This window comes from Leminorella grimontii ATCC 33999 = DSM 5078 (genome assembly GCF_000439085.1).
GTDB classification, from domain to species: domain Bacteria; phylum Pseudomonadota; class Gammaproteobacteria; order Enterobacterales; family Enterobacteriaceae; genus Leminorella; species Leminorella grimontii.
The window spans coordinates 398,790-424,029 of record NZ_AUUA01000001.1 but is presented as its reverse complement, the minus strand read 5'-3'; the positions used below and the strand labels follow the sequence as shown (position 1 = coordinate 424,029).

The 25,240-nt window shown below is 53.3% G+C and carries 21 protein-coding genes; 9 read left to right on the top strand and 12 right to left on the bottom strand.

The window, feature by feature from the left end; all coding sequences use genetic code 11:
* The first annotated feature begins 158 nt into the window (after window positions 1-158).
* Window positions 159-1,043: an endonuclease/exonuclease/phosphatase family protein gene (locus G544_RS0101975; protein WP_027273033.1), complete on the top strand. Its 885-nt coding sequence runs from the start codon at window positions 159-161 to the stop codon at window positions 1,041-1,043.
* Between the two features lie 44 nt (window positions 1,044-1,087).
* Here G544_RS0101975 and G544_RS0101970 read toward each other — a convergent pair whose 3' ends face one another.
* The 7 genes from G544_RS0101970 to G544_RS21955 all read right to left on the bottom strand — a co-directional run bounded on the left by G544_RS0101970 (window position 1,088) and on the right by G544_RS21955 (window position 8,681).
* The gene (locus tag G544_RS0101970) at window positions 1,088-2,392 is read right to left on the bottom strand and encodes an NAD(P)/FAD-dependent oxidoreductase (protein WP_027273032.1); all 1,305 of its coding nucleotides are present in this window, start codon (window positions 2,390-2,392) and stop codon (window positions 1,088-1,090) included.
* A gap of 268 nt (window positions 2,393-2,660) precedes the next feature.
* On the bottom strand, window positions 2,661-3,200 hold the full coding sequence (gene ycfP, locus G544_RS0101965; protein ID WP_027273031.1) for an alpha/beta hydrolase YcfP: 540 nt from the start codon (window positions 3,198-3,200) through the stop codon (window positions 2,661-2,663).
* A gap of 71 nt (window positions 3,201-3,271) precedes the next feature.
* On the bottom strand, window positions 3,272-4,306 hold the full coding sequence (gene nagZ / locus G544_RS0101960) for a beta-N-acetylhexosaminidase (RefSeq protein WP_027273030.1): 1,035 nt from the start codon (window positions 4,304-4,306) through the stop codon (window positions 3,272-3,274).
* A 187-nt stretch (window positions 4,307-4,493) separates the two neighbouring features.
* The gene (gene lpoB / locus G544_RS0101955; RefSeq protein ID WP_027273029.1) at window positions 4,494-5,069 is read right to left on the bottom strand and encodes a penicillin-binding protein activator LpoB; all 576 of its coding nucleotides are present in this window, start codon (window positions 5,067-5,069) and stop codon (window positions 4,494-4,496) included.
* A gap of 10 nt (window positions 5,070-5,079) precedes the next feature.
* Window positions 5,080-5,430 (bottom strand): purine nucleoside phosphoramidase, encoded by a 351-nt coding sequence (gene hinT, locus G544_RS0101950; protein ID WP_027273028.1) that lies wholly within the window; start codon window positions 5,428-5,430, stop codon window positions 5,080-5,082.
* Window positions 5,431-5,574: 144 nt separating this feature from the next.
* A complete protein-coding gene (locus G544_RS22065) occupies window positions 5,575-5,727 on the bottom strand; it encodes a hypothetical protein (RefSeq protein WP_154656325.1) in 153 nt (50 codons plus the stop codon).
* 299 nt (window positions 5,728-6,026) lie between these two features.
* Complete coding sequence (locus G544_RS21955) at window positions 6,027-8,681, bottom strand: autotransporter family protein (RefSeq protein ID WP_161624098.1); 2,655 nt, start codon at window positions 8,679-8,681, stop codon at window positions 6,027-6,029.
* Between the two features lie 779 nt (window positions 8,682-9,460).
* Between G544_RS21955 and G544_RS0101925 the strand changes: the two genes are divergently transcribed.
* The 4 genes from G544_RS0101925 (at window position 9,461) to uriT (ending at window position 13,489) form a co-directional block, all read left to right on the top strand.
* Window positions 9,461-9,691, top strand: coding sequence for a DNA polymerase III subunit theta (locus G544_RS0101925; RefSeq protein WP_027273024.1), 231 nt, complete (start codon window positions 9,461-9,463; stop codon window positions 9,689-9,691).
* A 178-nt stretch (window positions 9,692-9,869) separates the two neighbouring features.
* On the top strand, window positions 9,870-11,096 hold the full coding sequence (locus tag G544_RS0101920; protein WP_027273023.1) for a PfkB family carbohydrate kinase: 1,227 nt from the start codon (window positions 9,870-9,872) through the stop codon (window positions 11,094-11,096).
* A gap of 36 nt (window positions 11,097-11,132) precedes the next feature.
* The gene (gene uriH, locus G544_RS0101915; protein WP_027273022.1) at window positions 11,133-12,080 is read left to right on the top strand and encodes a uridine-preferring nucleoside hydrolase UriH; all 948 of its coding nucleotides are present in this window, start codon (window positions 11,133-11,135) and stop codon (window positions 12,078-12,080) included.
* Window positions 12,077-13,489: a uridine transporter UriT gene (gene uriT, locus G544_RS0101910; RefSeq protein WP_027273021.1), complete on the top strand. Its 1,413-nt coding sequence runs from the start codon at window positions 12,077-12,079 to the stop codon at window positions 13,487-13,489. Before uriH ends, uriT begins: the two co-directional genes overlap by 4 nt.
* Window positions 13,490-13,634: 145 nt before the next feature.
* On the opposite strand, the gene G544_RS0101905 is transcribed toward uriT, so the two are convergent.
* From G544_RS0101905 to G544_RS0101890, 3 genes are all read right to left on the bottom strand, one after another.
* Window positions 13,635-14,027, bottom strand: coding sequence for a hypothetical protein (locus G544_RS0101905; protein WP_027273020.1), 393 nt, complete (start codon window positions 14,025-14,027; stop codon window positions 13,635-13,637).
* 458 nt (window positions 14,028-14,485) lie between these two features.
* Complete coding sequence (locus tag G544_RS0101895) at window positions 14,486-14,914, bottom strand: universal stress protein (RefSeq protein ID WP_027273019.1); 429 nt, start codon at window positions 14,912-14,914, stop codon at window positions 14,486-14,488.
* A gap of 430 nt (window positions 14,915-15,344) precedes the next feature.
* Entirely contained in the window at window positions 15,345-16,256 is a 912-nt protein-coding gene (locus G544_RS0101890; RefSeq protein ID WP_027273018.1) for a LysR substrate-binding domain-containing protein, read from the bottom strand.
* Window positions 16,257-16,347: 91 nt separating this feature from the next.
* On the opposite strand from G544_RS0101890, the gene G544_RS0101885 reads away from it, so the two are divergent.
* On the top strand, window positions 16,348-17,490 hold the full coding sequence (locus G544_RS0101885; protein ID WP_027273017.1) for an alanine racemase: 1,143 nt from the start codon (window positions 16,348-16,350) through the stop codon (window positions 17,488-17,490).
* 106 nt (window positions 17,491-17,596) lie between these two features.
* Here the strand turns inward: G544_RS0101885 and G544_RS0101880 are convergent, their stop codons facing one another.
* Both G544_RS0101880 and G544_RS0101875 read right to left on the bottom strand, forming a co-directional pair.
* Complete coding sequence (locus G544_RS0101880) at window positions 17,597-18,196, bottom strand: response regulator transcription factor (RefSeq protein WP_027273016.1); 600 nt, start codon at window positions 18,194-18,196, stop codon at window positions 17,597-17,599.
* Window positions 18,197-18,207: 11 nt separating this feature from the next.
* Complete coding sequence (locus G544_RS0101875) at window positions 18,208-20,004, bottom strand: sensor histidine kinase (RefSeq protein WP_027273015.1); 1,797 nt, start codon at window positions 20,002-20,004, stop codon at window positions 18,208-18,210.
* Window positions 20,005-20,227: 223 nt separating this feature from the next.
* On the opposite strand from G544_RS0101875, the gene dsrO reads away from it, so the two are divergent.
* The 3 genes from dsrO to G544_RS0101860 are packed head-to-tail and all read left to right on the top strand — an operon-like array spanning window position 20,228 to window position 25,153.
* Complete coding sequence (gene dsrO, locus G544_RS0101870; RefSeq protein ID WP_027273014.1) at window positions 20,228-20,977, top strand: sulfate reduction electron transfer complex DsrMKJOP subunit DsrO; 750 nt, start codon at window positions 20,228-20,230, stop codon at window positions 20,975-20,977.
* Window positions 20,974-22,068, top strand: a complete 1,095-nt coding sequence (nrfD, locus tag G544_RS0101865) for an NrfD/PsrC family molybdoenzyme membrane anchor subunit (protein ID WP_027273013.1) — start codon at window positions 20,974-20,976, stop codon at window positions 22,066-22,068. The genes dsrO and nrfD overlap by 4 nt, the downstream gene beginning before the upstream one ends.
* A complete protein-coding gene (locus G544_RS0101860) occupies window positions 22,061-25,153 on the top strand; it encodes a tetrathionate reductase subunit A (protein WP_027273012.1) in 3,093 nt (1,030 codons plus the stop codon). Before nrfD ends, G544_RS0101860 begins: the two co-directional genes overlap by 8 nt.
* Window positions 25,154-25,240: the final 87 nt, after the last annotated feature.

Here is a 25,240-nt window from a genome sequence, read left to right as displayed (position 1 = left end):
AAAAACCGATTATCCTCATCAGAGTCCCCCCTACCTGAAAGGCATTTTTTATAAAAAATTTTTATAAACGCAGCATATTGTTTGTGACGTCCGGCACTTTTTTATCCTTGAGTATTAAGTATACCTGTAGCCTCTACTCGAAAAGAGGCTAATCAAAAATGAAAAAGAAGCTCCCCTTGCTCCTACTGGCGGCGCTGTGCAGCTTTGGCGTTAATGCAGAAACAAAAGTGCTGACGCCAGAAAAAGGCGGTACGCCGAATAAAGTCTTCACCGCGGCTCAGGCACCGACAATGACGGTTGCCACTTACAATATGGCCGCCGGGCGGGTTTCAAACCTTACCCAGGTGGCGCAGGCGATAAAAAGCCTGAACGTCGATCTTATTGCGCTCAATGAAGTCGACGTCAACACGCAGCGCAGTGGGAAAGTCGATCAGCTCGGCGAACTGGCGAAAATGACCGGTATGCACGGCGCCTTTGGCCGGGCGATTGATTTTGAAGGCGGACAGTACGGCGTCGCCATTTTGTCTCGCTATCCTATCGAAAAGCAGCAGGTCTTCCCTCTGCCTTCCGGCGATACCGAGCAGCGCGTTTTGCTGATCGTTCAGGTTAAAAAACCGGGGCTGGACGAGCCTGTGCTGTTTATGACTACGCACCTGGACTGGCAGGCGGATCCAATGCTGCGCCAGCAGCAGATCCGAGAAATTCAAAACATCGTCAGCGGCAGTACGGATTCTTCCTTCTCTGAAATCGCTTCCCGCATCAAAATCCTGGCCGGAGACTTTAACGACGTTAGCGGCAGCGCCGTTATCAACGAGCTGCAGAATCAGTGGACGCCCGTTCTGCAAAAAGATAAAGACATGCGATCTTGGCCGGCGGCCAACCCGGCGTTTGACTTAGACCACATCTTCACCTTCCGCGGGCAGCGGTGGTCCGTCGAATCGCTGGTCGTTCCGAATCAGAAAGCGCAGTGGCAAGGCGTTGACTGGCCGGCAACCAGCGATCACGTGCCGGTGGTCGCAAAGCTGAAGCTAATGGAACAATAAGAAGGTACGTTGGGCGGCCCGAACGGCCGCCCGGAAAGCGCTGTCTAGTGCAGCTTGAGCCTGGGTCGAATAATGCGGTTAATGCTGCCCACCAGCATAATCAGTCCGGTTTTCACATAGCCAAACAGCGCGACCTGATGCATCCGGTACAGCGAAATGTAGGCAAGCCTCGCCAGCCGCCCTTCAATCATCATTGAGCCACTCGTCAGGTTGCCCATCAGGCTGCCGACGGTGCTGTATTTAGACAAAGATACCAGCGAACCGCGGTCGGTATAGCGGTAGTTCTTCAACGCCTGCCCATTCAGCACGGCCAGCACGTTCTGGTAGCAGAGCGTCGCCATTTGATGAGCGGCCTGCGCTCTCGGCGGTACGGGAACGCCGCTTTCCTGCATAAGGCTTGCGCAGTCGCCGATAGCGAAAATAGACGGATCTCGCGTCGTTTGTAAGGTAGGCTCAACCACCAGTTGGTTGATACGATTGGTTTCCAAACCGCCCAGCTCTTTCATAAAGTCCGGCGCCTTGATGCCTGCCGCCCATACCATCAAATCCGCCTGAATAAATTCGCCGCCCTTCGTGTGCAGCCCGTTTGCGTCCGCGCTGGTGACCATGGTTTGCGTCATCACGTTGACGCCGAGATTAATCAGCTCCTGATGCGCCGCTGAAGAGATGCGAACCGGCAGTGCGGGCAAAATGCGCTCGCCGGCCTCAACCAGCGTGACGTTTAACGCGCTGTTGTCTAACCCCTTATAGCCATAGCTGTGTAGCTGTTTCACCGCGTTATGCAGCTCCGCCGACAGCTCCACGCCGGTCGCACCGCCGCCGACGATGGCGATGTTCACCCGCTCCCGCTCGCCCGAATGCGCGGAGAACTTCAAAAACAGATCCAGCATGCGGTTGTGAAACAGCTGCGCCTGTTTAGGGTTATCGAGATAAATGCAGTTTTCTTTCACGCCCGGCGTGCCAAAGTCGTTGGACACGCTGCCCAGCGCCATCACCAGAATGTCGTAGGGGATCTCGCGTTCGGGCACCAGTTCTTCGCCCTGCTCCGTGTTGATTCGCGCCAGGCGTATCCGCTTGGCCTCGCGTTCAATGCCGATAAGCGTTCCCAGCTGGAAGTGAAACGCATTATTTCTGGCGTGGGCCAAATAGCTCAGGGCGTCAACGCCGTCGTCCAGCGCGCCGGTCGCCACTTCGTGCAGCAGCGGCTTCCACAGGTGGCTTTGGTTTCTGTCCACCAGCGTGATTTCCGCTTTGCCTTTACACCCCAGTTTCTTACCCAGACGCGTCGCCAGCTCCAGCCCTCCGGCGCCGCCCCCGACAATCACTATTTTTTTCTTTTCGCTTTGCACGTTGATTTCCACCTCAATAAGCCATCAATTTCGGTTGGTCATGGCGCAATGCGCCGGCATAAATACGCCTGGCACGTGACCGCCATCACACTAATGGCGGCAGATTATCATATTTGACAATTTGGTTACATTAAAAATGATTTGAATCAATTTTGATAAAATAAACACGCATTGAAATAAATTATAGACGCCGGAATTCGTCGTTACCAGAAAGACAAAGCCCCGCCAGGCTTAGCCCGGCGGGGCTTTGTCGTCTTCACGTGAAGTATCAGCGAAGCTTAAACGCTTTAATTTTCTGCAGATGGGGGGATATCTCTTTAAACTTGTGGCCCTGCTTTTCATCCCACAGGATAGGATAGTAGGGAGAAAGCTGCTGGGCGCTGCGCTGGCTGTCCAGCGCTTCATCAAGACGCGAAAGGATCACCAAGCAGTTGTCGCGATTCTTAACGCGAAAATCTTCGACGCACTTGGTGATAATGTCCAGATACTCCTCCGGGCGGTCGATTTTCCCCGGCATGTTTTCATGCGGAAACAGGTTTGGATTGAATATCGTTTGGCGAATACCGCAAAGAAACCCAATCCTCTCAGCCCAAAAGCCGCCAAGGCCTACGCCGCAAATCAGCGGGTTCGGATCGTCAGACTGCTGTATCGCTTTATCGGTCTCTTTGAGCAAGTGTTGCATATCGTGGCGCGGATGCAGCGTGCTGTAGCTGATAAAGCGCACGTCGGGATCGATAAACTGCAGCTGTAAGATCTTTTCATGATTTCCCGGGCTGGTTGAATCAAAGCCGTGCAAATAAATAATCATCTAAGCCTCACTCTGCTGTTTTTGTACCTGATTGCTATCTTGCCCAAAAAGCCGGTTTTTATTCAACCCTTTTATCTTGCCAGCTGCTGTTTGTGCAGATCCCAGCGTTCGCTAAGCTCGGTCAGGCTTTTACTAATGTGCCTGTAGCGTTCGCTTGCCAAAAGCTCTTTGCGCGATATTCTCGCACCGTGCAGCAGGTGAGTTACGCGCTCCGGGTGCATTCCCTGCGGCAGCCCGTCCAGCACCTCAACGGCGCCGTCGCGGTTGTTGCATACCAGAATCATGTCGCATCCTGCGTCCAGCGCCGCCTGGCCGCGCTCGGCATAGCCGCCCATAATGGCAGCGCCTTCCATTGAAAGATCGTCAGAGAAAATGGCGCCGCCAAAGCCTAGCTGCGAGCGCAAAATTGTTTTCAGCCAATGGGAAGAACAGCTGGCGGGACGGTCGTCAACGTCGGGATAAATCACGTGCGCCGGCATAACGGCGTCCAGCAGGCCAGCGCTGAACAGGCGACGAAATACGGCCATGTCGTTCTCATACAGCGTCTGATAAGGACGTGGGTCCACCGGCGTCTCTTTATGAGAATCGGCAGAGACCGCGCCGTGCCCTGGAAAATGTTTCCCCGTCGCCCGCATGCCCGCCTCGTTCATTCCCTGAATAAACTGGGACGCCATAACGGCAACCACCTGCGGATCGCTGTGAAAGGAACGTTCGCCAATGGCGGCGCTCACGTGGCCGACGTCCAGCACCGGCGCAAAGCTGACGTCGATATCCAGACTTACCAGCTCGGCAGCCATCAACCATCCCGCGTCTCTGGCGGCGACTTCGGCCTCATCATTGTCCAGCAGCGCGGCGAACGACTGGGCGGCAGGCAGGCGCGTGAACCCTTCGCGAAAACGCTGTACGCGACCACCTTCCTGATCGACGGCCAGCAGAAGGCGGCTTTTCGACACAGCTCTTATTTGGCGAACCAGCTCGGCCAACTGGGCCGGATCGTGAAAGTTGCGGGCAAAAAAGATAACGCCCCCCACCGACGGGTGCTGCAGAATTTCACGCTCTTGCGCATCCAGTTCATAACCGACGACGTCCAACATTACCGGGCCCACGTTTACCTCTCTTATCTGCGATCGTATTGATTAGCGCGCTGTACAAACCGTACGTAGAAAACGCCGTTCATTCTAATTGGGGTATGAAAATAACGAAATAGCGCTTTTGGCAAATCTGTGCGAAACAAACGTCCGTTAAGAAAAAGGCCCGATGAAGTTCGGGCCTCCGTCGTTTGTTTTAGTACGGCTAACGCTGCGCGTTACCCTGACCGGACCAGATAATTTCGCCGGTTGAGGTTTGCATCAGTTGAATAGTGATTTCCGGCGCGCTAGGGCTACCGCTCGCCGAGGCGTAAACGATGTACTTTGCGCCCAGATAGCGAGCCAGGCTCATCGCTTTACTGCGAGAAATCAGGCTATCGTCGCCCTGAATGCCCAACGCCTGGCGAGCGGCCTGCAGCTTGTCGTCCGGCACTAAATCAAACCGCGCGGTGGACTGCAGGGAGTCTTTCAGCGCGTCGGTCGCTACGGACGCCGCCAGCCGCCCGCTGGTGTTGTTTTTCATCTGCTCGAGCAGCAAAATCCCCTTCTCGCTTTCTATCCCCGGGGTGCTGACCATTTTAGCCACCAGCGGCTCTACGCTCGCAGCCCAGTTAATCGCGGTCTCCGGCGGCGGCAGAGTCGGCGGAGTTGGCGGCGGCTCGTAAGGCGGCGGAGCGGGCGGAACGACCACTACCGGCGCTTTATTTTGCGGCTGGTTAACCTGGCAGCCAGCCAGCGCCAGCATCGCAGCGCCCAGAAAAAACCAATGCGTCTTTTTCATACCAGCTCCTTTAGCGCGCCAGCATCGGCCCCAGCGCCTGACCGCCGACCAGATGCATATGGAGATGATAAACCTCCTGACCGCCGTGACGATTACAGTTAACGATGAGGCGATAGCCGTCTTCTGAAATGCCTTCCTGCTCGGCAATCTTGGCGGCGACAACCAGCATGCGGCCAAGCGCCACCTCGTGTTCTGTTTTGACGTCGTTAACCGTCGGGATCAGCACGTTGGGAATAATGAGAATATGGGTAGGCGCTTGGGGAGAGATGTCGCGAAACGCGGTGACCAGTTCGTCCTGATACACGATGTCGGCCGGAATTTCCCGGCGAATGATTTTACTGAAAATCGTCTCTTCAGCCATGTGGTATGCCTCTTAAATGATTGTACTGACAAAAAAGCGTATGCCCCAGTATGAGTAGATAATGCGACGCTTTCAAGCGGTAAGTCCCTTTATAACCTTACGTTTATAGCCTTACGTTACCGAGTAAACGCGCCTATGCCGGGCCTATGCCAGACCGAAAAAGTCGATAAACAGCGTCAGGCCGGCAATGGCGGCGATGGCTATCAAAAAATAGCGCACGTGAAAACGGGTCCCTCTGGCGGCTAAAACCAGACAACCGATGATGATTGCAATGCGAAAAAGGTCTTCAGAGTCCACTTCTATTTACCTATTACTGATATGGTTACGCACGACTATAGAAACATCCAATGACTATAGCCTTATCGTTCACTTACTGATAATGCAAGTGGAGCACGCCCAAAGGCCGATTGGCAAGCGCTTTATAGCGCCGAGATATTTGACTCGTGAGCCGTAGCTCACTAGCAAACATAAAGAATATGTAACGTCAAAAACAGCCGATAAAAAAACGCCCGCTGAACGCAGACTGCCGGTATATCTCAGGCAGCCTGCATAGCAGCGGACGTCTATGGGACTATATTTCTCTTATATCGATAGGATTAGAACCGCCCTTTTACGCCAACCTGGAACACGCTACCTTCTATATCGTTACTAAATCCCTTGATATATTTGCCTTCGCCATAGAAAGAAGTGTTATTTGTTGCTGAGTAGGTGAAGCCTGCGCCCACCTGCCACCAGTCCTGCGCTAAATCATCCGCTCTGACGTCGGTAGTGCCCACGGTCACTTTCGGCGCGTCAGTAAAATTATGCAGTACATCAGCCGTCAGGTAAGGCTTAAATGCCCTGCCGGACTCATGGTAAACGCGAGTCCCTGCACGTCCCAACAGCCAGTTCTTATTCACGCCATCGACCGAAGAAATGTCATCGTCAAAGTCTTCGGACCAATAGTATTGGTAAGCCAACTGCCCCTGCGGTTCAACATACCAGCTACGCCCTAACTCAAAAGGTTTTCCTACTTCAGCTGATACCAGCGCGCCGTACGCATTTTGCTTCGCGCGCACATCGCTTTCATAGACGTTATGGTAATAAGTGAACTGGCCGACAAAGTCTGCGTAGCTCCCATCCTGCGCAAAACGCGTATAATAGCCACCTACAGAGTAAGCATCAGAACGCACTGAACCGGCGTCTACGTCACGCCCAGTTAAACGACGAACGTCGTCCTGGCTGTCCGTATTTTGGCTACCGAGGGTAACCATTACGCCGCCGTAAACCAACGTGCCGTTATCAAGCTGCTTCTGATACAGATCCTTGCCGAACTGCGCAAACCAGTAGTTGGTATCATAGCCAAACCGCCCCGCGTTAAAAGAGGTGCTTTCCCCTTCCATACGCGCCCATGCGGCTCCGTGCTGCATAGGATCTTTTAGCGTATCGCCCTGACGTTCATGTAGTTTGCCTACTGTTCTGTAGTTGTAATACATGTTCATATAGGGTGCTACGATGTAATTCGGCACGGCTTCGCGATAGGGTTTATCTGACGCTGGCGTCGGTGATGGCGATGGCTCCGGTTCTACCGGTAGTTCAGCGCGCAGATACCAGTTGTTAAGATCGCTACCGCTTTCCTGGCCTTCGTGCAGGTAATATTCGAACGCGTCTGCGCTGACAAAACCCGTTGTGCCTTGAGAGGTTTTAGGCAGTAAAAACTTAACTAACCCGGCAGCCTGATTCCCCTGAATGTCAACAACCTCGTATTCGCCGGAATCAGTTTGCACTACGCCATCGTCAACCATCGTGATATACAGCGTATGGGTGCCGGATGCGCTGTCCGTAACCCGCAGCAAATCGCCATTTTTTGACACGCCGGCATCCGCCAACAGGCTCATGTAAAAACTACCGTTCCCCGTCAGTCGCTGTACGGTCAATGGGCTATACGCAGCCGGGTTAGTAGGATTACTCTGCGAGGCAAACTTAACGGTACCGTTATTTAACGCCAGGCTGGAAATGGACGAGCCGGCGCCGACATCATTCCAGGTACTGTCCGTCAGGCTAAGCGCAACGTTGCCGTTCGCCTGGCCGTTAAGCGTGGAGTTGGTTAGGTTGGCTTTGAGAATATTTGCGTTTGATAGCGTCCCCCCATCAATCGCACCATTTATAGTGCTGTTGTTTTTAACATCTAACGTTAGCTCTGCATTTTTCACACTGCCTTCTACAACGCTAAAGGCCTTTTCCGCCGTTACCGTACTGTTATCAAACGCAGCGCTCCATGTGCCCTCGGTCAACAGTACCCCGACCTTACCACTGCCACTTCCATCTATCACAGACGAACTAAAATTCAGAGCACCACCATTACTTACACCATTAGCAGTTAACAGTACTGCTTTAGAATCACTACTGGATAAGTTTATTGTTGAATTAGTAAAATCAGCCGTGCCTGATAATATTTGCAGCGCGCCAATATCGACGCCTGTACTTGACTTTGACGTATTCATATCTAAAGTCAGTCTGTTCGCTTTAAGCGTTCCCCCAGAGACAAAAATCCCAAGATCGGCACCGGAATCAATAGTAATTAAGCTGTTCAGTGAGCCATTCCCAATCTCTACCGTCGTCCCACTGTCCTGAACGATAACGCCCTTCCCGGCAGTCACCGACATATTCAACGCACCAAACTTTGCTGAACTCCCTTCTTTTACCGAAATATAATGACTGAGGCCGCGATTACCACTACTGACAATCTCCATTGTATTATCGATGATAAAATGACCGCTTTTCTCAACATTAATTCCGGTATTAGTCCCAATACCAGATGCCTCGATCTCAAGCTTAAAATCCGAATTTATAAGATGTACGGCACTTCGGGTATAGGTATTACCAGATGCATTATTAACGTCCGAGTTAACATTTATACCGGCTACAGTGTCACCCGTTATCTTCATTGAGTTCGGCTCGCCAAGGCTACCTAAGGTGATCGTTCCACCACCATATGCAGTCAAAATATAGGCATCATTTGCCGTAATGGTGACATTTTTGACTATACCTTCGCTATCAATAACATCTCCTGAATCCTCCGGCTGCCCATCTACACTATTGGCAAGAATAAATGACTGACCATTTTTTACCACTTCTCCGCCAGGTTGTACCGCAAGCGACGGAAAATCTTTTAAGTCAGCATCTGACGTCACATTTATTGATGTTGGAGTTGCTGCCTCTACAATCCCCATAGGCAATGCTAATAACAGAGATAACGACAGCGGTTTCATTCTAAAATGTGATTGATTAAACCTATTCCTCTTCATCACTTCCAATCCCTATGTACATAAAATTTAAATATTGGCTAGCTAATAAGAAACCAAAGCCAATATGTGTATAAAACTTATTAACTACGAACAAAAAACATATGATCTAATAACTTTAAAAAAGACATTAAGGTATCACATGCCCATATATTAACCGATTATTTTCCTTACAAGGACTAAGCCAATATCTAAAAATTTACTTACAATGATGTAATTTTCCACCAAAATTAATTAACAATATGAAATATATGATAAAATAAAAAACGAACATGCAATAAAGCTTAGAGCGAAAACACTTCAAATGCTATTTAATATTTATATAAAGACTGTATAAAAACCTTAAAACTATAGCCCTCACCAATAAAAAATAAAGAAAAAAAACTGCTCACCTGCATTTTAGTACACTGCATATTGAAAAATAAAAACAGTCATGAATGGATAGCCGATAAAAATTAAAACCATTGATTCTATTTTATAGAAAACAATATTTATCTATATTGATAAAATAATATTCCCACATTTTCTTTCTCATTCGATCGTTTCCTGCGATATTCTTCTTTAAATTGGTGAAGTACCGTGCACAAAAAATGTTTTTTTTCCTCCAGTATTTTTCTATTAATCTGATTATCACCTTGGTTATTAAACACGCTTCCTGTTTCCCCCTTGCAATAGCTGGCTGATAATCCACGCAATGAAATCACCTTTGCGTTGTTATATACTGCGTTCAAAACGGAGGAACCACCATGACCCACAACCTTGCCGATCTCAACGCTGAAGATCGCGAAAAGGTCGACATCGACCTGCACGCATCAGGCATTGCCTATAAAGAACGCTACGGGATGCCGTTCAACTACCGGGACATCGAGGCCATCATCCCGAAGGCGCAGTTAGACTATTTTAAAGAGCGCGTTGAATTTTTCCGCTCTAACCCCTATCGATTGGGAAAGCTTCCCTACAATCCCGGTGAAAAATAACGCCTAACGCACGCGGCGTTGCGGTCCGTCAGCGCTGCGTTCTTTCTGTCCTCCTTTTTATCCCTGTTTTTTCCGTTTACTTCCGTTTAATTCCGATTCTATTCCGGTCATATGACTGTTATCACTCTTTACTATTCGATGCTTGACTATGATCTCCATACTAAAAGGGAGAGATGCGATGTTCTTAGAAGAAAGAAGAACCCACATTCTGGCTTTTCTTGATAAAAACGAGCGGGCTACGGTGAATCAACTGGCAGCCCTGTTTTCTCTTTCTAAAGAAACCATCCGTCACGATCTCAACGCTCTGGCGAATCAAGGGCTGGTTCAGCGCTGTCACGGCGGCGCACAGATCGTCCGCAAATCGTTCCAGTCCGACCTTATCGGCTCGTCCGACAGCGTAAACATCGAGACGCTGTTAAGAAAAATTAACCGGAAAAAGCCCCGCGCGGCGCGCGTTGAACGCACGGGTCAGTTGACCGGTGGAAAAGTCTGCATTTTAGGATCGTTTAACGTCGACATCGTGGCGAAGGTTGAGCGCTTTCCCAAAGGCGGTGAATCCATTATGGCCGTCGACAGCGCACTAGGGCCGGGCGGGAAAGGCGCCAATCAGGCGCTGGCGGCCAGCAAGGCCGGCGCCGACGTGCACTTTGTCTGCAAGGTCGGTAAAGACCGCTTCAGTCAGTTAGCCTATGAGCACCTTTCCGCATCCGATATTCACTCCTTTACGCTTTATCAGTCAGAGAGCGTCCCTACCGGTAACGCCATCATCTACGTTTCCCAGCAAAACGGCGAAAACATGATAGCCATACACTCAGGGGCCAATCAGACGATAACCGAGAGCGAAATTATTGCGATACACGAACGGCTGGCGCAGTCTCACGTGCTGCTGGTCCAGTTGGAAAACAACTTTGACGCTACGCTTAACGCTATGAAGATTGCCAGCGCCTTAGGCGTCAGCATCATCGTGAATCCGGCGCCCTATTCTCATGAAATTTTGCCGCATCTTTCTCTGGTCGACATCATTACGCCCAACGAAACGGAAGCCTCGCTGCTTTCAGGCATCGAAGTCACCGATTGGAAGAGCGCCAAGAAAGCGGCGCAAGAAATTGCCGGCAAGGGAGTAAAGACCGTTATTATCACCATGGGCAACCAGGGTGCGCTGATTTATGAGAATCAGCGCTTTTATGAAGTTTCCGCGTTTCCCGCCGTCGCCGTAGACACGACCGGCGCCGGCGACGCGTTCACCGGCGCGCTGACGGCGGCCGTTGCCTCTGGGCAAAGCATCCGCTGGGCGGCGACCTACGCCTGCGCCTTCGCCTCTTTGGCGGTGGAGCGGGAAGGCGCTGCAAATATGCCGTCTCATGAGCAGGTTTTACACCGCCTGTCTCAAACCGTTCGCCAATAGGCCTTTTTCATCCTTAACTTAAAGGGAGTGTAAAAAATGACCAAGAAGATTATTCTCGACTGCGATCCCGGGCATGACGATGCGATCGCTCTCCTTCTCGCCCACGGCAATCCGGACATCGAGCTGTTAGCGGTGACTACCGTCGTCGGCAACCAGACGCTGGAGAAAGTCACCCGCAACGCGCTGGCGGTCGCCCGCATTGCTAATATCACCGGCGTTCCCTTTGCCGCCGGCGCGGCGCGCCCTCTGGTGCGTCAGGTAGAAACCGCACCGGACATTCACGGCGATTCCGGCCTGGACGGCCCAGTGCTGCCGGAACCGACGCTTTCTCTCGATGAGCGCCATGCGGTAGATCTGATTATCGACACCATCATGTCTCACCCGCCCAAAACGGTAACCATCGTTCCCACCGCCGGGCTGACCAACATCGCTCTGGCGGCGCGCATGGAACCCCGTATCGTTGAACGCGTAAAAGAAATCGTGCTGATGGGCGGCGGTTACCACGTGGGTAACTGGAGCGCCGTTGCGGAATTCAACATCAAGATCGACCCCGAAGCCGCCCACATTGTTTTCAACGAAAAGTGGCCGCTGACGATGGTCGGCCTGGACCTGACCCACCAGGCTCTGGCAACGCCGGACGTCGTAGAGAAGATTACGGCCGTCGGCACCCAGCCCGCCAAGTTTGTACTGGAGCTGCTGGAATTCTTTGGCAAAATGTACAAAGACGCCCAGGGCTTCGACTACCCGCCGGTTCACGATCCGTGCGCCGTCGCCTACGTTATCGACCCTTCAGTGATGACCGTACAGAAAGTCCCGGTCGACATTGAGCTGACAGGTACGCTGACGCTCGGCATGACGGTGGCCGACTTCCGCGCTCCGGCCCCGGCCGACTGCCACACGCAGGTTGCGGTCAAGCTCGATCACGAGAAGTTCTGGGACATGGTAGTCGACGCGCTTAAGCGCATCGGAGAGGTACGCGTATGACCGCAGCCCCGTCTTCAGGAACAAAGGTCAGCGCGTCGGTCCTGATGACCGCACTGCTGGCCGCCTGTGTGGCATTCCAGCTTAACGCCAGCATGCTTGGCCCGGTGTTGGTCACTATCGCGGAAGAGCTGCACACCGACGAAGCCGCCGTCTCCCTGTCGCAAACCGCATTTTTTACCGCGGCGGCGCTGTTCTCTCTATTTTTACCCCGCCTGAGCGATATCAAAGGGCGTAAAAAGGTGCTGAGCTGGATGCTCGCCATCATGACAGTAGGAACCGTACTGGCCGCGCTGGCGCCCAACATCACCGTTTTGTATATCGCTCGCGTTATACAGGGCGTTTCCGGACCGGTGGTCCCCCTGTGTCTATTGATGCTGCGCCACGAGATTTCCGACGCAAAAACCTACGGCACGCTGATGGGGATAGTCACCGCCGTAAACGGCGGCATCGCGGGAATCGACGCCATTGCCGGCGGGCTTTTAGCCGCTAACTTCGGCTTTCGCTCCGTATTCTGGACCATTACCGTCATTGCGGCGATAGCTACTCTGATGGTGATGAAGTGGGCGCCGGAGTCAAAACCTTCCGAAGGCGTCAAAATGGACTGGCCGGGCGTTATTCTGCTCGTTCTGTCTCTGGCGGCCATGCTGATTGCGCTCGGACAGGCCGGTAATCTGGCCGCTGTAAACTGGCCGCTGGTATTCGGCTTAGCCGCCTTTTCTATCGCCATGTTCATTGCGTTCTGGCAGGTAGAAAAGCGCAGCCCGCAGCCGCTGGTCACTACCTACTATTTGAAGCAGCGCAGCACCTGGGCGTTATTGCTGACCACTACGCTGACCATGACCGGTATTTTTGCCGTTGTTAACGGGCTGGTGATGTCGTTTGCCCAAAATCAGGCCGTTGGTTTCGGCATGGGCGCGGATACCGCGGCGCTCGCATTCTTAACGCCCTATGCGCTTATCGGTTGGCTGGTTGGCCCCTTCTCAGGTCGACTTGCGCCTACGCTGGGCTATAACCGCGTTTTACGCCTCGGACTCATAGGCAGCCTTATTTCCCTAGGCTTGATGATGCTGATGGGGCTTAACTCGCTGCCTTGGCTTATCGCCGCCGTCTTGCTGATAGGCGTTAGCTACGCGGGCGTTGCCAACATTATGCTTAACGGACTCGGCATCGTGCTGTCGCCTAAGGATAACCCTGGGTTCCTACCCGGTATGAACGCCGGCGCGTTTAACCTAGGCGCAGGCCTGAGCTTCGCCCTGCTGCCCGCCGTTCAAATCATGACGACGCCGACGGGAGGCTCAACGCCTGAAGGCTATTTCAACGGCATTCTGGTTGGCTTGGGCATCACCGTTCTGGCCCTGCTGAGCTCTTGCCTGATACCAAGGCCGGTCGACGCAGAGGTGAAATCTTAAGCGGCCCAACATATTGGTTATTACGCAAAGAGGGCGTAGATTTATCCACGCCCTCTTTTTTGTTTTCTCGATTCTTACTTTTTATTTACCCGTTGACTTCCGACTGCTCTGCGTCTCTTTTTCCGTCTGAAATCCGCTCAACGGATTAACGTATGCCGCGGATAGTAATTCCACCAACCTTTGACCCCGTTTTGGGCATAGTGCTGCCTTCAGACTGGCTGCTTCCATTGGTCGACGCGCTTCCCGCTTTACTGCCGCTGGCGGAGATACCCGCCTTTTTAATACAGTAATTAGCCGTATCGGTCATCACTTTCTGGACTTTCGCCTGGGTTGGGTTGTCCATCGACTGAATCTTTTCAACGTCTTTCTCATGGCGAGATTCAATACACTGACAGACTTTCACGGCCTGGCTGCGCGTAATTTTCGAGTTCGCCTGTTGCTGCATATCCGCGCAAGCCTCGACATAGCCGCTGTTGGCGGCAAAGGCCGCTCCGCTGATAAATAGCCCGGCGCACAGTAAAAGCGTATTTTTAAACATGAGCTTCATCCCTGATTAATAAAGAAATTAGGTGGAATCATTATCTGACGGCGCCAATTAGTCAATACCGGTAAGCGTATTAACTCTATTTTTCATTGCGTTTTTTTCTGTACGTAGAAATACCCCTCTTCCTTTTGTACGCTTTCTTATCCACTTTCGTTAATTTCTCTATACGCCATCTAAAAAGGCTTTTCCCGGCCTCCACTTTGCTGACGGCATTCGCGTGATTAAAATCACGTTTAATAAATTAATTAATGAAACATACACTGTAATAAGTGATTTTCATCACATGATATAGAGAGGAATGCGTGATGAAGACAATACAAAACCTATTTTCCCGCCTGAATCGGCTGGTTAATGCGCTATCAAGGCCTGCCTTCTATGATATTCCCGGCGAAGGGGTTGAAAAGACTAAAAAATAAAGCCACAGAAGTGGCTTTATTTCTCTATCCCAGAAACTATCTCACAATCAACACCGACGTCGTCGCGTAACGAACGATGCCTGAAGCGTTGGATCCTAACAGGTGAGTCGTGATGTTCGGCCGTCTTGAACCAATGACGATTAGGTCAGCCGAAACCTCTGAACAGGTAACGGCTATCTCATCCCTTGGCGAACCAAAGGCTAAAGAATAAGAGACGGACTCCCGGGGCAGGTCTATCGAATCGGCCAGCTTTTTCAGCTCTTCTTCGGCCTTAATTGACGCCTTGTCCTTAAATTCCAGGTATCCAAGCGCATAGGAGTTAATAATGGCCGTTGAAATAGGCAAAACGTGGAGCAGGTGGATTTTGCCTCCCGTCAGCTTCGCCAGATAAACCGCGTGCTTAATGGCGTTGTTGGTAAGTTCTTCTTCCAGAATATCCACAGGGACTAAAATAGACCGGTACATAGCGCACTCTCCTCTATTGATACATGACCCTATTTCAAATGTAAAAAGATACCTTTTAACTATATTCACTCTACGGAAATTTTTTTGTGAACCGGCTAACCGAATCGGCAATGAAAAAAATTTGCTATATCGTTTCTGCAACGTCCTCACATTCATCTGGATATACGTTGCATAGCGAGCCATGATGCTAAAGAAAAGGCGTTTCTTCCTGTTATCTACTGCACTTAAGCCTCGCTTAATGAAAACGCCAATCCATCACTATTATTAATTTGTCGCTAACCGGGACCTGTGACACTTTAAATTCAGCAGCGTTAATTCTATCTCTGCGTTTATAATAATAAATTGACAGCTATACCAAGGTGATAGCCCTCGCTTTACGCGTGGGCTTTTTTTTACCGTATGCCTAAACGCCCGTTATCGTCAGGCAGCGTCATTTTCGCCATGGGCGATCGGAAAGCCTTTCTTTTAACAGGGAGATGAAACCGTCGACTTTAGGCGAACTGCGCCGCTGTTCCCCCGCCACCAGCGCGACGATGTCCGCATCCGGCAAGGCATAATCTGCAAGCACTCTTATCAGCGTTCCCTCTTTTATCTGCGGCGCCACGTCCCACTCGGAGCGCATGATGATGCCGTTTCCCAAAAGTCCCCATTGTTTAACCGCCTGCCCGTCGTTGCTCGCTAACAGAGGGTGAATGCGTTTGGCTACCCGGTTTCCCGTAGCGGGATCGGCAAAACGCCACTGCGTAACGTCTTCGCTGTTTTCTCTTAATGCAATACAGTGATGGTGATGAAGATCGTCCGGCGAAAGCGGCATGCCCATACGGGCGATATATTCCGGCGACGCGCACAGGTAGCGCGCGTTTCTAGCAAGCAAAACGCGCTTAAGCGAAGAGTCTCTCAGCTCACCGATATAGATAACGATGTCCCAATCCTGCGCCGTCGACCAGTCCGGCGCGTCGGAAAGTGAAAGCTCAATGCGGAGCTCCGAATGCATACAGCTAAATTCACCCAGCAGGGGCGCCACGTAGCGGTTGCCAAAGCCCAGGGGCGCCAGCACGCGCAGCGTGCCGCACACTTTCTGCGAACGGTCGTCCAACAATGCCTGAAGCTCATCCATGTCGTCCAGTATTCTGCCTGCACGCTCCAGCAGCAGCCGCCCTTCCTCACTAAAACGCAGCCCCCGCGCCGGTCGTTGAATAAGCTGAACGCCCAAGCGTTTTTCTAGCGCCTTCACCCGAAGCGTAACGGACGCAGCCGATACGCCCAGGTATCTTGCCGCAGAGGCCAGGCTCGGATGTGAGGACAACTCCCGCACAAAGCGCAGATCGTCGCTGCTTATCATTAAGTTTCACCTTAACCTATAACTAACTTAACGTTTATTTTCATCTTATGAGAATGATGAAAAACTACAAACTCTTTTTACAGGGGGAACTATGAACGCAGACCAGCTGACCGACGGCCTTCAAACGCCTTTTTTGCTTATTGATAAAAACAAACTTCAGGCTAACGTCCACCGCCTACAAACGCGCATTGAGAGCCTGGGCGCCGTTTTGCGCCCGCATCTGAAGACGGTCCGCTCTCTCGAAGCGACCGCGCTTATTTTGCCAACCCGCAGCGCGCCGGCTACGGTTTCAACGCTGGCCGAGGCAGAGGCGTTAGCCGATGCGGGCTATAACAACCTGCTGTACGCCGTCGGCATTTCCGCCAACAAGCTGGAAAGAGCCGCTGCGCTCTTACGCAGAGGCGTTAATCTGCACATTTTGTTGGACAGCTTGGAGCAGGCCGCAGAGGTCGCCGAGTACGGCCTTGCTCACGGCGTAACGTTCAGCGCCTTTATCGAAATTGACTGCGACGGACATCGGGGCGGCCTGCCGGCTGCCGACCCTGCGGTTGTTGATATCGCCCGCCGCCTGTCCGGCGCGGGGGCCTGCTTTCAGGGGCTGTTGACCCATGCCGGAGAGTCCTACTCCTGCTCGACGCCGGACTGCATTCGCGCCGCGGCGCGTCAGGAATGCGGCGCGCTGCTACAAACCGCCGAACTGCTGCAAAGCCAGGGAATCGCCAGCCCAACGCTCAGCGTAGGCTCCACGCCTACCGCCCACTTCGCCGACGATCTGACGGGCATCACTGAGGTTCGAGCGGGCGTATTCACTCTGTTCGACCTCTTTATGCATAACGTCGGCGTCTGCGCCATGGACGACATCGCCATTTCCATTGTCGCCACCGTTATCGGCCACAATAAGCGTCGCAACACGCTGTTTATCGACGCCGGCTGGATGGCCCTTTCCCGCGATCGCGGAACGGCCTCGCAAAAGCAGGACTACCTTTACGGTCAGGTGTGCGATATGTCCGGTACGCCCCTGCCCGGCGTTCGAGTAAATTCCGCCAATCAGGAGCACGGCCTTATCGAGCTGCCCGCCGACGGCCCTTGCGCACTTGAGCGTTTCCCTATCGGCAGCCGCCTGCGCATTCTGCCGAACCACGCCTGCGCGACAACCGCCATGCACCTGCAGTATCAGGCCATTGACGAAAAGGAAGGAACTCGGGAAGTATGGACGCGCATTACCGGCTGGTAGTCGCGTGCGCTTTCAAGAACATTTGTTTATAAGAATGAGCCGCAGCTATGCGGCTCAACGCATGTCAAAACAACGAGGATTTAAGTGACAGCGTAACTAAATGGGCTTAAATGACCTCATTCTCGTTTAACATCGAATAAACTACCGCCAGCTCGGAGACCGTCTTGGCGTTCAGCTTTTTCATCAGGTTGGCCCGGTGGACTTCTACCGTTCTGACGGCAATATTCATTTTATCGGCCACCTGCTGGTTTTTATAACCCTGCGTAATCAAAGAAAACATCTCTTTCTCACGCGCCGTCAGCTGGTTCACCAATCGGCGATATTCCCACATGCGTTTATGCCGTTCAGACAAAAGCAGCGCTTTCTCAAGCGCTGCGGCAAGAGCGTTGCCGTCCACCGGCTTTTGGAAAAAGTCGACGGCGCCCTTTTTAAAAGCATCCACCGCCATGGGAACGTCGCCCTGCCCGGTTAAATAAATAACGCTCAGCGGGCTTTCTTTCTCATTCAAAATACGCTGAACCTGCTGGCCGCTCAGGCCCGGCATGCTGCTGTCCAATATGACGCAGCCCGCTTGTTCAAGATCGACGCGGCTTAGAAAATCCTCTCCGCTAGCGTAAACTGCAACCTGAAAGTCGTACCCCTCCAGCATGAATCCAAGCGAACTGCGAACGGAGTCATCGTCATCAACAATATGAATATTTGCCATATCTCTACCGGTTAATCCGGCCCGTCAGTAAGAGGAAATACAATCTCAACGGCACAGCCGTGAGGCAGAACGTTAGTCATGGTCATCCGCCCATGATGGCTTTTCACCACGTCTCTACATATCGCCAATCCCAGCCCCAGCCCCTCGTCTTTCGTGGAATAAAACGCGCTTTGCAGCAGCTCGGGCTCCGCCGTCATACCGCTTCCGCTATCAACGATTTTGACCGTGGCTTCCCGAGAGGAAAAATGCAGGTAGACAGTAATAAACGCGGAAGATTGACCGTATTGACGGCAGGCGTCGATGCCGTTTTTTATCAGATTAAGGATCAGCTGCTGAAACCCTACCGGGTCGATAAAGACCTGCCGCTCTTCGCCGTCGCGATGAAACGTTACCGATATGCGATGCTTGTCCAACTCATATCTTAAAAGCAGCAGCGTGTCGTTAATAATTGCCGCCATATCGCTCGGCGCTTTCATGCTGGCGCGCTTGTTAATCAGCCCTCTCAGGCGCAAAACGACATCGCTGGCGCGGCTAACCTGATGCTGAATCTGCTCCAACACCGGCAGCAGTTCGGCGGCAGGCTTCCCTTTACCAATGCGCATCAGCCCCCCCTGACTGTAATTTTGGATTGCAGCCAAGGGCTGACTAAGCTCGTGCGCAATGCTGCCGCCAAGTTCGCCGACGACGGCGACCCGCTGCGCGTGTTCCAGCATAGCGATTTTTTCGTTTAGTTCGTTTTGCGTTTGCTGCAGGCGACGCTGATTTTTATTAAAGCGGTACTCCAGCAGGAAGTGGTAAACGTTGAGCACCACAATGAGCAATATTGCCAACCAGCCCCACTGCTGATTAGCCTTCAGCCAGACCAGCGCCTCTTTCCACCACGGATTTTGCAGAGGATGCATATCCAGATCCTGATACAGCCGGTCGATGGTTAGCTGGCTAACCGGCGTCGTCCACCCCAGCGAGTCAGCGGCGACTGAAGCCGGATGATTCTCAGGCAAGGCCAGCAGAGCGGCGGTAACGCGCTTTGCCATGGCGTCCGATACCTTGCCCGTTTTAGCAAAAGACCAGTTGGGATAAAGCCTGGTTGACGTTTGACAGGCGAATCCCAGCGGTGCCTGATTGTCCAGCACTCGAAAGCCGTTCACCTCGACGCGCCCTTCGCGGATCATGTTCTCCAGCTGACAAACGGGTAAAATAGCGCCTTCAATCTTACCGTCGCGCAGTCGATAAACAATGGCGTCCAGCGGGAATCCGTCAAACTCAATAGAGGAAAAGAAGCGGGCGGGATCGTTCCCCGCCTGCTGCATTTCTCGCTTTAGCGTCAGGTAGCCCCCGAACGCCATTTCCGACACGGCGGCGATTTTTTGCCCCTTCATATCGCTGAGGTGGCGGTAAGGCGAATTCTGTCTGACAACGAAGGCGGAGCCGATGGCGTGGGTCGTTCCGCCCTGCTGACGGCTTCGCAGCGTAGCCAGCCAGGAAAACGGATATTGCCGCCCCAATTGGACCGACTGCCCGGGGTTGGTGATAATAAAGTCAACGCTCTGCAACTTAACTGCGTCAGCCATCTGTTCAAGCGTATAGGGATGCAACTCAAAGCGAACGTTGCCAACGCGCTGTGACAGCCACGCCATCATCGGACGCCAGCGCTCAACCGCAGCGAGATCCCCGCGCGTCGCCAGCACGCCGATGTCTATCGTTTCATCCGCCGCTTCGGGATGCGGCTGTGCCATTGCGCTGCTTGAAACGGCGATACCTAACGCCAACGCAAGCCAAATCATCCTCTTTTGTATCTGTTTAAACATGGCTATCCCATATCGATCGCCAAACGGCCTTTCCAGTTGAGCAGTCCCCTAAGGTTACCCGCTTTAATCCGTCTGAGCGAAAAAATCCCCTTCGATTCCTTTGTTGTAGATCAAGAAAGCCCGATACATGTGGAAAACCACAATAGTCGGAAAAAGCCTGCGACGTTAACAATAGCCCCGTATCGAATCACACACTTTCACTGTCAGTTAACGGGATTTCGCTATGGATAAAAACAGACGCCATTTACTTTCCGGCCTCGGCTTAATCACCGCCGGCGCCGCGCTGATCCCGACCGCGCGGGCGGCCTCGACCTCTGGCGGACCAAGAGAAGGAATACGCGGCAAACGCTTTGCAATGGTGATTGACCTGCGCAAGTGCGTAGGCTGCCAAGCCTGCACCGTCGGCTGCGCTATAGAAAATCAGGCGCCGCTGGGGCAGTTTCGCACAACGGTTAAACAGTATCAGGTTTCGATCCCCCCAACCGATATCACCCCCGGCCAGGTCAAAGCCTTTATGCTGCCGCGCCTGTGCAACCACTGCAACGATGCGCCCTGTATACCGGTTTGCCCGGTTCAGGCTACCTACCAGCGTGCAGACGGCATCGTAATGGTTGACAACCAGCGCTGCGTGGGCTGCGCCTACTGCGTACAGGCCTGCCCTTACGATGCTCGTTTTATTAACGAACGCACGCTAACCGCCGATAAGTGCACCTTCTGCGCGCACCGTTTGGAAGCGGGCCTGCTGCCCGCCTGCGTGGAAACCTGCGTCGGTGGCGCAAGGGTAATTGGCGATCTAAACGATCCCAAAAGCGAAATTAATCGGCTTTTGAAAGAAAACGCGGCGGATATCAAAGTGCTCAAGCCTGAGCAAAAAACCGCGCCGCACGTTTTTTATATCGGCATGAGCGAGGAATTTACCTCTCACGTAAAGGGTAACCCGGTCGCCTATGCGCCCCAGGGGGAAACGCTATGATAATCACTGAAATCCTTGTTCCCGCCCAGGAAACCGCATGGCTACCGTGGGCCGTTCAGTACTTTTTTTATATTGGGTCAGCTTACGGGGCAGCCATTCTGTTTACGCTGTCCCTGCTGCGTCATCGCCAAACCTCACCGGCGTTAAGAAGCTCGCTGGCGCTGGTATTAGCCATTTCTGCCGCCGTCGGCCCTTTGGCCCTTACGGCCGAACTGCATCAGCCAGGTCGGGCGTGGCACTTTTTCGCTCATCTGACCCCCAGCTCGTGGATGTCGCGGGGCGCCGTTTTACTGCCGTTGTTTTCTTTACTGGCGGTACTGACCGCCTGGCTTTACCTGCGTCCGTCAATACGCGCCCTAGAACAACACCCTAATTCAAGGATGCGCAGACTCGCCCTCCTGTCGCTGGGAAAATGGCCTACGTCGCCGCGCACCTTAACGCTCGTTGCTTTGATTACCGTGATTTCAGGGCTCAGCGTTGCGCTTTATACCGGCGCAGAAGTCGCCGCTGTCGCCAGCCGCCCGCTTTGGCATCAGCCAGCATCCCCACTGCTGTGGTTTGTCACCGCCTTTTTAGGAACATCAGGTTTGACTCTGTTGATGCTGTCGACCCTTAGCCGCTTTTCGGCGTCCGATGCGTCGTTTATCCGCAGGGCGATCCCCATCTCTGCACTACTGAGCAGCCTGCTGTTTCCGCTTTGGCTCATCAACGGTCAGGGAATGAATCTAATGATTCATAACGTTTGGCGTTGGCGCATCGGGGGCGTTATGGCGCTGCTTATCGCCTGTTTCATTGCCGCTAGCCGTTCTACGCTTTCTCGCCGGTGGGCCGCTGCGCTCGGCCTTCTTTCTATTGCGGCCTGCTGGTTCGTTCGCTGGGTAACGCTGTTGAATGTTCAAAGCGTGCCTCGCTACGACGCCGGTCTTTACCCTTATGCCCTGGACTGGGGAACGTCCGGCGTTTTAGGCATTGTCGGTATGGCCGGACTTTGGCTCGCGCTTGCCGTCGTAACGTCAGGCGTCATCGCTAACGATACGTCACCCTCCCGTTTATCCAACGTTTCAACCGTTCAAGGTGACCGCCATGAATAAGAATCGCCGCAACCTTCTTAAAGCCGGGCTGGCCGTCGGTGGAACCTCCGCGTTTATCGCCGGTTATGGGCAAACGGCTAAACACATACTGGAGGGCGTCATTACCGGCTCTTCTGGAGAAAAGCCTAAACATGCGCACTTCGGCAATTCGCTTGAGCCGGAATACCAGATAACGCACAAGGAGCGCCTGATCGCCAATCCCAATCAGCGCGTAAGTCCGTCAATGTGCCTGGGTTGCTGGACGCTGTGCGGCGTCCGGGTGAGAATCGACAACAGAACGGACGAGATACTGCGCATTTCCGGTAACCCCTATCATCCTCTTTCTCAAGAGCAACAGCTCCCGTTTGAAACGCCGATAAAACGGGCCTATCTGTCTCTGACCGGGGAGTCCGGCTCGGGTGACGGCCGTTCCACCGCCTGCGCCCGCGGCAATGCGATGCTAGCGCTGCGCAACAGCCCTTATCGCATTACTCAACCGATGAAGCGAGTAGGGAAAAGAGGAGAAGGCAAGTGGCTCCCCATCAGCTATGAACAACTCTTAAATGAGATCATCGAAGGAGGAGACCTGTTCGGCGAAGGCCACGTCGACGGCCTGCGGGCAATCCGCGATATTGAAACGCCGCTGGACGCTCAAAACCCAGAGTACGGCCCGAAGGCCAACCAGCTGTTGGTTACCAACGCCAGCGATGAGGGCCGCGACGATATTCTTAAACGCTTTACGTTTAACGGCTTCGGCACGCGCAACTTCAGTAACCACGGCGCCTACTGTGGCTTTTCATTCCGTGCGGGGTCGGGCGCGTTGATGAACGATTTGGATAACTATACTCACGTTAAGCCCGATATCGAAAACGTTAAGTTCGCGCTGTTTATCGGCATGTCCCCGGCCCAGGCGGGTAATCCGTTCAAGCGCCAGGCACGACAGCTTGCCAGCGCCAGAACCCGTCCCGACTTCGAATACGTCGTTGTGTCTCCCTCTTTGCCCGCGTCGTCCAGCCTGTCGGCCGGCGACAACAACCGCTGGCTGCCGATAAGACCCGGCTCCGACGCGGCGCTGGTGATGGGCATGATCCGCTGGATAATCGAAAATGAGCGTTTCAACGCCCTGTTTTTATCTCAGCCCGGCGAAGCTGCCATGGCGGTGGCCAATACGGCCCACTGGAGCAACGCCACTCACTTAGTTATCTGCGACGAACAGCACCCAAGGTGCGGCGCATTTCTGCGCGCGTCTGAAATGAATATGCCCTACGGCGGCGAACCGTTGTCCGACGACGATGTGCCTTTAGTTATCGACAACGCGAGCGGGCAACTCACACTAAGCACGCAGCCTGCACCCGCTCAGCTGTTTGTTGATACGAAAATAGCGACACCGTCGGGAACGGTTCACGTGAAGTCCTCGCTCCAGCTGTTAAAAGAAGAAGCGATGAAGTACGACCTGAATTTCTACAGCCGAGAGTGCGCCATCCCCGTTGAGGAGATTATCCAGCTGGCCACCCGGTTCACCAGCCACGGAGATCGGGCCGCCGTCGATACCCACGGCGGCACCATGCACAGCAGCGGCTTTTATACCGCCTATGCCATCCTGATGCTCAATGCGCTGATCGGCAATCTGAATGTCAAAGGCGGCGTGATGGCCAAGGCCGGGCGCTACCCTACCAGCGGAAAGGGGCCGAGATATAATTTTGCGCAGTTTCCCAACAAAGTTGTTCCTAAAGGCGTTTTCATTTCCCGCAACCGATTTAAGTATGAGAACACCAGCGAATACCGGCGCAGAGTCGATGCGGGCCAATCCCCCTATCCCACCCGCGCCCCATGGTATCCGTTCTCTCAGCCGCTGATGACCGAACAGCTAAGCGCGGCTATAGACGGCTATCCCTATAGGCTAAAGGCCTGGATAAACCACATGGCCAATCCGCTGTACGCTATCCCGGGAATTGCCGCGCTGTTGGAAGAAAAACTTAAAGACCCACAGCAGCTGCCGCTCATTATCACTATCGATCCCTTTATCAGCGAAACCGGCGCGCTGTCGGACTATCTCATCCCTGACAGCGTAACCTACGAAAGCTGGGGCATGGCCGCGCCGTGGCACGGCGTGCCGACAAAAGCCACCACCGCCCGCTGGCCCGTAGTGAACTGCCTGAATGCACATACGCCCGACGATCGCCCTATCAACATGGAGAACGTGATTATTGATATCGCCAAGCGGCTTAAGCTCGGCGGCTTTGGCGAAAAGGCAATACAGGACGCCGAAGGAAGCTGGCGCGATATTCACAGCGCGGAAGACTACTATCTGATGGCGGCTGCCAATCTCGCCTTCATTGACGGCGGCGTGCCCAACGCCAGCATGGAAGACGTTCAGCTGTCCGGCCTTGAGCGTTTACTCCCCGCGATGGAAAAAACGTTGGCGCCCGACGAGCTGCTCAAGGTCGCCTACGTGCTTGCCCGCGGCGGCCGCTTTGAAAACGCTTCGGAACGCTATCAGGGAAATAGGATGAAACACCGCTGGAAAAAGCCGCTGGCCGTTTGGAATGAAACGCTGGCAACCAGCAGAAACAGTCTGTCAGGCAAACGCTATGTCGGCTGCCCTACCTGGTATCCGCCGCTGACGGCCGACGGCACGCCGCTTCGACAGGTTTATCCTGAGGGCGAATGGCCGCTGCTGCTGACCAGCTTTAAATCCAACGTCCACAGCAGCGTTTCTCAGCTATCCCCGCTTCTTAACTGCGTTAAGGGCGCCAACCCGGTTTACATTCACCCTCAGGACGCCGAGCGATTTGCTATTTCTACCGGCGACGCCTTTACCATTGCAACGCCGGGCGGAGAAATGCGAGCTGCCGCCATCGTCGTGGAAGGGGTTATCCCCGGAACGCTGGCGATAGAGCACGGATTCGGCCATAAAGAACTCGGAGCCAGAGCCCATACCGTTGGAGATAGGCCGCAGGAACCGCGCACAGATGACGTTAAGGGCGTCAATATTAACGACATCGGCCTCACCGATCCGACTCGAGAAGGAAAAGGCGTCCTGCTCGACTGGGTGGTCGGCTCTGCTGCAAGACAGGCGCTGCCAGCGAAGATATCGCGCAGCTAATCCCTCCTCGACGCGTTTATTACGGCAAGCCGCCCGCCGGGCGGTTTGCGTTTATGCCGTATAAAACACATCCTCACTCTTCGCCTT

Excerpts from the sequence above, each read along its gene's own strand:
- G544_RS0101860 (WP_027273012.1), top strand. The coding sequence starts at position 22,061 with ATGAATAAGAATCGCCGCAACCTTCTTAAAGCCGGGCTGGCCGTCGGT.
- G544_RS0101875 (WP_027273015.1), bottom strand. The coding sequence starts at position 20,004 with ATGTTTAAACAGATACAAAAGAGGATGATTTGGCTTGCGTTGGCGTTA.
- G544_RS0101895 (WP_027273019.1), bottom strand. The coding sequence starts at position 14,914 with ATGTACCGGTCTATTTTAGTCCCTGTGGATATTCTGGAAGAAGAACTT.
- G544_RS0101885 (WP_027273017.1), top strand. The coding sequence starts at position 16,348 with ATGAACGCAGACCAGCTGACCGACGGCCTTCAAACGCCTTTTTTGCTT.
- G544_RS0101920 (WP_027273023.1), top strand. The coding sequence starts at position 9,870 with ATGTTCTTAGAAGAAAGAAGAACCCACATTCTGGCTTTTCTTGATAAA.
- uriH (WP_027273022.1), top strand. The coding sequence starts at position 11,133 with ATGACCAAGAAGATTATTCTCGACTGCGATCCCGGGCATGACGATGCG.
- dsrO (WP_027273014.1), top strand. The coding sequence starts at position 20,228 with ATGGATAAAAACAGACGCCATTTACTTTCCGGCCTCGGCTTAATCACC.
- G544_RS0101925 (WP_027273024.1), top strand. The coding sequence starts at position 9,461 with ATGACCCACAACCTTGCCGATCTCAACGCTGAAGATCGCGAAAAGGTC.
- uriT (WP_027273021.1), top strand. The coding sequence starts at position 12,077 with ATGACCGCAGCCCCGTCTTCAGGAACAAAGGTCAGCGCGTCGGTCCTG.
- ycfP (WP_027273031.1), bottom strand. The coding sequence starts at position 3,200 with ATGATTATTTATTTGCACGGCTTTGATTCAACCAGCCCGGGAAATCAT.
- lpoB (WP_027273029.1), bottom strand. The coding sequence starts at position 5,069 with ATGAAAAAGACGCATTGGTTTTTTCTGGGCGCTGCGATGCTGGCGCTG.
- nrfD (WP_027273013.1), top strand. The coding sequence starts at position 20,974 with ATGATAATCACTGAAATCCTTGTTCCCGCCCAGGAAACCGCATGGCTA.
- G544_RS0101890 (WP_027273018.1), bottom strand. The coding sequence starts at position 16,256 with ATGATAAGCAGCGACGATCTGCGCTTTGTGCGGGAGTTGTCCTCACAT.
- G544_RS21955 (WP_161624098.1), bottom strand. The coding sequence starts at position 8,681 with ATGAAACCGCTGTCGTTATCTCTGTTATTAGCATTGCCTATGGGGATT.
- G544_RS0101880 (WP_027273016.1), bottom strand. The coding sequence starts at position 18,196 with ATGGCAAATATTCATATTGTTGATGACGATGACTCCGTTCGCAGTTCG.
- G544_RS0101905 (WP_027273020.1), bottom strand. The coding sequence starts at position 14,027 with ATGTTTAAAAATACGCTTTTACTGTGCGCCGGGCTATTTATCAGCGGA.
- hinT (WP_027273028.1), bottom strand. The coding sequence starts at position 5,430 with ATGGCTGAAGAGACGATTTTCAGTAAAATCATTCGCCGGGAAATTCCG.
- G544_RS0101975 (WP_027273033.1), top strand. The coding sequence starts at position 159 with ATGAAAAAGAAGCTCCCCTTGCTCCTACTGGCGGCGCTGTGCAGCTTT.